The 7,347-nt window shown below is 61.7% G+C and carries 7 protein-coding genes; 6 read left to right on the top strand and 1 reads right to left on the bottom strand.

Annotation, left to right across the window (positions count from 1 at the left end):
- Positions 1-22 precede the first annotated feature (22 nt).
- Together QN222_RS14455 and QN222_RS14460 are read left to right on the top strand one after the other, a co-directional pair.
- Positions 23-718 (top strand): HAD family hydrolase, encoded by a 696-nt coding sequence (locus QN222_RS14455; protein WP_283962856.1) that lies wholly within the window; start codon positions 23-25, stop codon positions 716-718.
- 215 nt (positions 719-933) lie between these two features.
- Positions 934-2,040, top strand: a complete 1,107-nt coding sequence (locus QN222_RS14460) for a branched-chain amino acid ABC transporter substrate-binding protein (protein ID WP_283962855.1) — start codon at positions 934-936, stop codon at positions 2,038-2,040.
- 118 nt (positions 2,041-2,158) lie between these two features.
- On the opposite strand, the gene QN222_RS14465 is transcribed toward QN222_RS14460, so the two are convergent.
- Positions 2,159-2,698: a hypothetical protein gene (locus QN222_RS14465; protein WP_180940416.1), complete on the bottom strand. Its 540-nt coding sequence runs from the start codon at positions 2,696-2,698 to the stop codon at positions 2,159-2,161.
- Between the two features lie 482 nt (positions 2,699-3,180).
- Here QN222_RS14465 and thrC point away from each other — a divergent pair, with 482 nt between their 5' ends.
- The 4 genes from thrC to QN222_RS14485 form a co-directional block, all read left to right on the top strand.
- A complete protein-coding gene (gene thrC / locus QN222_RS14470) occupies positions 3,181-4,581 on the top strand; it encodes a threonine synthase (RefSeq protein WP_283962875.1) in 1,401 nt (466 codons plus the stop codon).
- Positions 4,582-4,596: 15 nt separating this feature from the next.
- On the top strand, positions 4,597-5,898 hold the full coding sequence (locus QN222_RS14475; RefSeq protein ID WP_283962853.1) for a pitrilysin family protein: 1,302 nt from the start codon (positions 4,597-4,599) through the stop codon (positions 5,896-5,898).
- A gap of 203 nt (positions 5,899-6,101) precedes the next feature.
- Positions 6,102-6,713: a GNAT family protein gene (locus QN222_RS14480; RefSeq protein ID WP_283962852.1), complete on the top strand. Its 612-nt coding sequence runs from the start codon at positions 6,102-6,104 to the stop codon at positions 6,711-6,713.
- Positions 6,713-7,347 (top strand): 7TM-DISM domain-containing protein (locus QN222_RS14485; protein WP_284005484.1); only part of this gene is annotated, 635 nt, incomplete at its 3' end. The genes QN222_RS14480 and QN222_RS14485, both read left to right, overlap by 1 nt.

A 7,347-nucleotide genomic window follows, 5' to 3' on the forward strand; every position in this document is an offset into this window, starting at 1 on the left:
TCCCAAGGAACTGAACCCCCAAATGACCGGTATCGATCTCATTATCTTCGACTGCGACGGCGTGCTCGTCGACTCGGAAATCATCGCCTCGGAAGTCGAGGCCGGATTGCTGACGGAGGCGGGCTACCCGATCAGCGTCGAGGAGATGGCCGAGCGCTTTGCCGGCATGACCTGGCACAATACGCTGCTGGCGATCGAGAAGGAGGCGAGCATTCCGCTGTCGGCTTCGCTGATCGACAAGGTCGACGCTATTCTCGACAAGCGGCTCGCCCGCGATGTCAAGATCATCGAAGGCGTCAAGCCGGCGCTGATGCAGCTGACGCTGCCGCATTGCGTCTGCTCCAACTCCACCACGGAGCGCCTTGCCATCATGCTCGGAAAGGTCGGTATCAAGGACCATTTCGGCCAACACATCTATTCCGCACGAGATCTCGGCCCCGACCGCGTCAAGCCGAAGCCGGATATCTTCCTGCACGGCGCCGCCCAATTCGGTGTCGATCCGTCGCGCGTCCTCGTCATCGAGGACTCGGTGCATGGTATTCATGGCGCCCGTGCCGCAGGGATGCGCGTCGTCGGCTTCACCGGCGGGGCCCATACCTATCCCTCGCACGCTGACAAACTGACGGAAGCTGGCGCGGAGACGGTGATTTCCCGCATGGCGGTCCTGCCCGGCGTGATCGCCGCGCTTGCCGAATGGTCGGAGTCCATGACGGCCTGACGGTCGGGTCAGTGTGATCAGGCCAATCTTTTTCGCCCCGGCTGCTGCCGGGACGGAAAGTCCCGCGGGTCGCAGTGGGCGCGCGTTTATTTTGCGCGCGAGGACGCCATGCCGCATTGATTGCGCATGATCTCCTTCATAAATCATGGCTATCGCAATGCGCCCAAGGGCTATATCAACCAGTCCATAAGCGTTATTTCCAAGGAGGAGACATTATGCGTCTTTCGATATTGACCGGTTTGACGTTGGCGGCCGGCGTCGCATTCGCACCGCTTGCCCATGCCGATATTACGATTGGCGTGATCACTCCGCTCACAGGCCCGGTCGCCGCCTTCGGCGAGCAGGTCAAGAACGGTGCCGAAGCGGCGGTCGAGGCCATCAACAATGCCGGCGGCATCAAGGGCGAAAAGATCGTCATCAAGATCGTCGATGACGCCGGCGAGCCCAAGCAAGCCGTATCCGTTGCCAACCAGCTTGCAGGCGAAGGTCTGCGCTATGTCGTCGGCCCGGTGACCTCCGGCACCTCGATGCCGGCGTCCGACGTGCTCGCGGAAAACGGGATCCTGATGGTCACCCCGACGGCGACCACGCCGGACCTCACGACCCGCGGGCTGTGGAACGTGCTGCGCACCTGCGGGCGCGATGACCAGCAGGCGGTGGTCGCCGCCGACTATGTCGTCAAAAACTTCAAGGACAAACGCGTCGCCGTGCTGCACGACAAGGCCGCCTACGGCAAGGGCCTTGCCGACGGGTTCAAGGCTGCGATCAACGCGGGCGGTATCACCGAAGTCGTCTACGAGGGCCTGACCCCCGGCGAAAAGGACTTCGGCGCCATCGTCACGCGCCTCAAGGCCGAAAATGTCGATGTCGTCTATTTCGGCGGCTACCATGCCGAAGGCGGCCTGCTCGCGCGCCAGATGCACGACCAGGGCGTCAAGGCGCAGCTCATCGGCGGCGACGGCCTCTCCAACACCGAGTTCTGGGCGATCGGCGGCGAAGCGGCGAGCGGCACGATCTACACCAACGCAAGCGACGCGACCCGCAACCCGGAGGCTGCCTCCGTGATCGAAGCTCTCAAGGCCAAGAACATCCCCGCCGAAGCCTTCACGCTCAATGCCTACGCCGCCGTGCAGGTCCTCAAGGCCGGCATCGAAAAGGCGGGCTCCGCCGAAGACCCGAACGCTGTCGCGACGGCAATCAAGTCCGGCGAAGCGATCGACACCGCTATCGGCAAGCTGACCTACGGCGAAACCGGTGACCTCACCTCGCCGAGCTTCTCGCTCTACAAATGGGAAGCCGGCAAGAGCGTCCCCGCCGAATAAGGCGACCGCGAACAGACCAAGGAAACGCCGGGGCATGCCCCGGCGTTTTTTCGTTGCGCGCTGCGGGATACCGCCCGCCTACAGCGCCGCGCGTCTTATTCAGACGCGCATGCAGAAATCACTGGGTTGGTCCCTCGTCGAAGCCGACGAAGACCTTGGCCTCGGCGCCAGCGCCAGCGGGAAGCGTGACGTCTGCCTTGGTGAACACGAACTGCGTCGAGGCACTACCCTGCGGGACCTCGACCGGAAATTGGGTGAGTTCGGAATAGAGCGTCTTTTCGCCGTCCGTCGCGGCCACACGGATCGGCAGGGTCACCTTGCCGGGTCCTCCAGCGGGGCCGGCGACGACACGTCCCTGCACCACCACCGTGACCTTGAGCGAATCTTCACTCTGTACGCATTGGCGCGTCGTGTCGGCGAGTGACGCCTGATAGACCACCTTGGTCGGGTCGTTCTTCGCGCCCTTCGCATAGGTGCGGTAGCTGGAAGTCCCGTCCCGAAGAGTGACCTGAGGGCAGGCCGCCTGGATTACCGCCGGCGTCGCGGCGGACGCGCTGCCGCCAGATTCGATGGCGCCGCCCGTTTGCGTCTTGTTGCAGCCGGCGAGCGCCGCAAGAAGCGATACGGCGAGAACACGGCGGGATACTTTGCCAAACACGTTACACAACCTCTGCTGAACCCGGTTAAACACCAGATCACGATGAGTTTGGACTGGATCAATCCAAATCATCGTGATCGATTCCAATAGGTTAGAGCGAGACGGAGCGGAGAACTGCCTGCCCCTGCCCATCACGCCCTACTGCACGTTTCCTTAACCGTAGCCGATTCAAGGACAAAAACATGCAGCAATTCAAAGTGCTACAGCGTCCTTTCCGCGTCTGATCAAGACGCGCGGCGCTATAGGCCGAAAACGTTCGGTCGGGGCCTTTCATGGCCCACGGGCATCGTCTATAGCAGCGGCGTTTTGAAAAATCGATCCAGTCAGCCGTCCCATGCAGAAAATTCCGGAGAGCGTGGCCAGCCGGAATTGCCATGGTGACAAGATTGACGGGGTGTTTTGCCTGGGACTGACGCAAAAAGGCGGCCGGGCTCAGCGGACCTCATATAGGCCGCACGCGTGGACAGGACGAAGGGGTGAAAATGATGAAGTATGTCTCGACACGGGGAGAAGCGGCGCCCCTCGGTTTTTGCGACGCCCTCCTCGCAGGGCTCGCGCGCGACGGTGGGCTTTATTTGCCGAAGGAATGGCCGACGCTCTCGAAGAAGGAAATACGGGCGCTGCGCGGCAAGTCCTATCAGGAAATCGCCTTTGCCGTGCTCGAGCCCTTCACCAACGGCGAAATCCCGGCCGCAAAATTTCGCGAGATGATCGATGAGGCCTATGCCACCTTCCGGCATCCGGCCGTCGTGCCGCTCGTCCAGACCGGAGCGAATTCCTTCGTGCTGGAGCTCTTCCACGGTTCGACGCTGGCCTTCAAGGACGTGGCCATGCAGTTGCTCGCCCGCCTGATGGACTATGTGCTTGCGGAGCGCGGCGAACGGGCGACCATCGTCGGCGCGACGTCCGGGGACACGGGTGGCGCGGCAATCGACGCTTTTGCCGGCAGGGAACGCACTGACATCTTCATACTCTTCCCGCACGGCAAGGTCTCGGCGGTACAGCAAAGGCAGATGACGACGTCCCCGGCCGCGAACGTGCATGCGATTGCCATCAAGGGCAATTTCGACGATTGCCAGAACCTGGTTAAAGCGATGTTCAACGACGAGAGCTTCCGCGACGGCGTCAAGCTCTCGGGCGTCAACTCGATCAATTGGGCCCGTATCATGGCTCAGATCGTCTATTATTTCACCGCCGCGATCTCGCTCGGCGGCCCCGACCGGAAACTTTCCTTCACCGTCCCGACCGGCAATTTCGGCGACATCTTCGCAGGCTACGTGGCCAAGCGCATGGGCTTGCCGATCGACAAGCTGATCGTCGCGACCAACGAGAACGACATCCTCGCACGCACGCTGAAAACCGGCCGATACGAAATGCGCGAGGTCAAGGCAACGACATCGCCCTCGATGGACATCCAGATCTCCTCCAACTTCGAAAGACTGTTGTTCGAGGCTTACGATCGTGACCCTGCCAAGGTGCGCGCGGCCATGGCAGGCCTCAAGCAATCGGGCTCCTTCGCGATCGACGACGCTGCCCTGAAAAAAATCCGCAAGGAGTTCCGCGCGGGCCGCGCCTCGGAAAAGGAGGTCGCGAAGACGATCGGCAAGACCTTCAAGGACAGCGGCTATCTCCTTGATCCGCATACAGCAATCGGCGTGTTCGTTGCGGCAAAACACGCGAAATCGTCCGCGCCGATGGTGACGCTCGCGACGGCCCATCCGGCGAAATTCCCCGACGCAGTAAAATCGGCAAGTGGTATTGACCCCGCGCTTCCAACGTGGCTTGCTGATCTCATGAATAGGGCGGAGCGTTTCGATATCCTGGATCCGGAGCTTAAAAACGTCGAAACCTTCATCGGCGAGCGTACCCGCGTTCGGGAGTAGAACGAGAAGAAACGTATGATGAAAGTTGAGTGCACCCAGCTCCCTTCCGGGCTGACGGTGGTGACCGAGCGGATGCCGCATCTCGAAAGCGTGGCGCTCGGCGTCTGGATCAAGTCCGGTTCGCGCAACGAAACCGTGGATGAACACGGCATAGCGCACCTGCTGGAGCACATGGCTTTCAAGGGGACGCGGCGGCGCAGCGCCCGCCAGATCGCCGAGGAGATCGAGAATGTCGGCGGCGAGCTCAACGCCGCCACGTCCACCGAAACGACCTCCTACTACGCCCGCGTTCTCAAGGATCATGTGCCGCTGGCGGTCGACATCCTTGCCGACATCCTGACCGAATCGACCTTCGACGACGAGGAACTCAGGCGCGAGAAGCACGTCATCCTGCAGGAAATCGGTGCCGCGGACGACACACCGGACGACGTCGTCTTCGACCGCTTCGCCGAGACGGCCTACCGCGACCAGACGGTCGGCCGCCCGATCCTTGGCACGCCGGACACCGTCATGTCCTTCTCGTCCGACCAGATTCGCCATTACCTCGGCCGCAACTATACGACCGACCGGATCTTTATCGTTGCAGCCGGCGCAGTCGAGCACGATGCCTTCGTACGCGAGGTCGAAACACGCTTTTCCTCCTTGCCGCGCCTGCCGCATTCCTCTCCCGTTCTCGATACCGCCCGTTACACCGGCGGCGACAGCCGTGAAAGCCGCGACCTTATGGATGCGCAGGTCCTGCTCGGCTTCGAGGGGAAAGCCTATCACGCACGCGACTTCTACTGTTCGCAGATCCTCGCCAACATTCTCGGCGGAGGCATGTCTTCGCGCCTGTTCCAGGAGGTGCGCGAGCATCGGGGCCTCTGTTACTCCGTCTATGCCTTTCACTGGGGCTTCTCCGACACCGGAATTTTCGGTGTCCATGCTGCCACCGGCGGCGAGAACTTGCCGGAACTGATGCCGGTGATCGTCGATGAACTGCGCAAATCATCGATGAGCATCGATCAGCAGGAAATCGATCGCGCCCGCGCGCAGATCCGCGCGCAGTTGCTCATGGGACAGGAGAGCCCTGCGGCGCGCGCGGGACAGATCGCCCGCCAGATGATGCTCTACGGTCGTCCCATTCCCAATGAGGAATTGATGGAACGGCTGTCCGGCATCACGAGAGAGCGCCTGACCGATCTTGCCGGTCGCTTGTTCTTCGATACGATTCCGACGCTGTCGGCGATCGGCCCGCTCGAACAGTTGGCTCCGATGGGCGACATCCTGTCGTCGCTCAGCGTCAAGACCGCCGAGACGCCTGCCGTGGCGATCTGACCGGATCTGCCGCCGAGCAACAGCGTAACCCGGCGAAACCGTAGTGTTTTTCTTGTACAATTCCTGAAAATCGGATTCGATTCGAGCGCGAAGTTGTGCAACGTTTCAGAGCGTGGCGGCGCTACCGGAAGGTTTTGATCGGCAGCGCCGTTGACGGCAGGCACACGCCCCCGCCCCGCCGCGATCCTGGCCTGGAGGTATATATGGCACGATCGGTTTTTCGGTTTCTGTCGCGGCAGCCCGAGTCGATCGAGATCGCCAACCGGAACTATCTGCTCCGCCTCCCCCGCTACGCCGACTATCGCCAATGGTATCAGCTGCGCAGCGAGAGCCGCGCCTTTCTGGAGCCGTGGGAACCGAGCTGGCGTGCCGACGAAATGACCGAGAGCGCGTTTCGCAGCCGCGTCATCCGCAACGAGCAGGAATATGCCTCCGGCCAGGCTGTTCCCTTGTTCCTTTTCCACAAGCCGGACGAAATACTCCTCGGCGGCCTCACCATCGGGCATATCCGCCGAGGCGCTGCCCAGAACTGCATGATCGGCTATTGGATGGGGCAGAAATATGCCGGCCAGGGCCACATGTACGAGGCGCTGAAGCTGACGATCCCCTACATCTTTTCGGTCCTTGAGTTGCACCGTATTGAAGCAGCCTGTATTCCAGAGAATGCGCGCAGCATCCGGCTCCTTGAAAAGGCCGGCTTTGAGCGTGAAGGCTATTTGAGACAGTACTTGAAGATAAACGGGCAGTGGCGGGATCATCTGATGTTCTCCCTCCTGTCCGCAGACGCCGTACCGAACAGGAATATGCCCCTTTGATGCCCCTAACCTCTAAGCCGTTCGCGCGGCCAGCCGCAAAGCTGGTGGCGTTTCTGGTCGCATTCGTCGTCTTCGCCATTGGCTTTGCCGGCGGCGTCGCGCATGCGCTCGAACCGGTGAAGATCTCGCGCGAGGACACGGCACTCGATCTGACGGCCACGACCGAGATCTATAGTGGAAGGGGCGAGGCGTTCCAGGTTTCGACGGCGCCCGGGACCGACGGTATCGTGCGTCGCATCGAGGTGCGGTCGAGCACCGAAAACCACCAGGGCGACTGGGCGGTCTTCGCGCTTGCGAATGTCTCGGAGGAGCAGCTCGAGCGGGTGATCGTCGCCCCGCATTTCCGGCTGGTGAATTCAAAGCTGTTCTGGCCGGACCTCGGTTCGCAGCGCATCCTGTCGATCACGCCGAGCGAAGGTTTTGCCCTCGACCGGCAGCCGAGCGATGAGGCCGACGTCTTCCGTATCACTCTCAACCCGGGCGCCGTCATCACCTTCGTCGCCGAGCTTGCCACCCCGGATCTGCCGCAGATCTACCTTTGGCAGCCGGATGCCTACAAGGACACGGTCAATGCATTCACGCTCTACCGCGGCATCGTGCTCGGGATCGCCGGTCTTCTGGCGGTGTTCCTCAC

Origin of the sequence: Sinorhizobium sp. 6-70, assembly GCF_030124375.1 — a bacterium.
Classification (GTDB): Bacteria; Pseudomonadota; Alphaproteobacteria; order Rhizobiales; family Rhizobiaceae; genus Sinorhizobium.